This window comes from Devosia chinhatensis, assembly GCF_000969445.1.
In the GTDB taxonomy this organism is placed as follows: domain Bacteria; phylum Pseudomonadota; class Alphaproteobacteria; order Rhizobiales; family Devosiaceae; genus Devosia; species Devosia chinhatensis.
In genome coordinates this window covers 1-454 of sequence record NZ_JZEY01000097.1, presented here as the reverse complement: position 1 = coordinate 454, position 454 = coordinate 1, and the positions used below count along the sequence as shown (strand labels likewise).

Below are 454 nucleotides of genomic sequence, written 5' to 3'. Positions count from 1 at the left end.
CACCCCCGAGGTGAGAGTTGCGGGGCCGGATGGGTTAACCCGACTCACCACCCGACGCAAAAGGCCCGGAGCTTCAGGCGCCGGCCTCCCCCACCCGGACCGGGAGTACCGGCGATGGCCTTCAACCAGCTTCTGGGGGCGGATTTCTATGCGTCCGTCCAGCGTGATCTCCGCACCGCGATGGCCCGCGATGGCATTGATGTGCTGTTGCTCGATAGCAATGACGACATCATCTATCCGACCGGCTTTTCCCACTACACCACCGAACGTCCCCTCGTCTTTGCCCTAACGCAGGACAACGCCCCACTGCTTGTACTTGCGCTCGAGCGCCACCCTGCACTCGTCCAAGCCCGTGCCGCCGACCTCGTTGCCTATTCCGAACTGCCCGGCCGCAGCCTCACATTTTCGGTTCGCGCGCTGCAGCTCTGCGACACCGCTGGCGTCACCGCTTGCT

At 64.3% G+C, this 454-nt stretch carries 1 protein-coding gene; it reads left to right on the top strand.

What is annotated here, in order from left to right:
* Positions 1 to 114: 114 nt before the first annotated feature.
* Positions 115 to 454 (top strand): aminopeptidase P family N-terminal domain-containing protein (locus VE26_RS16880; RefSeq protein ID WP_046106520.1); only part of this gene is annotated, 340 nt, incomplete at its 3' end.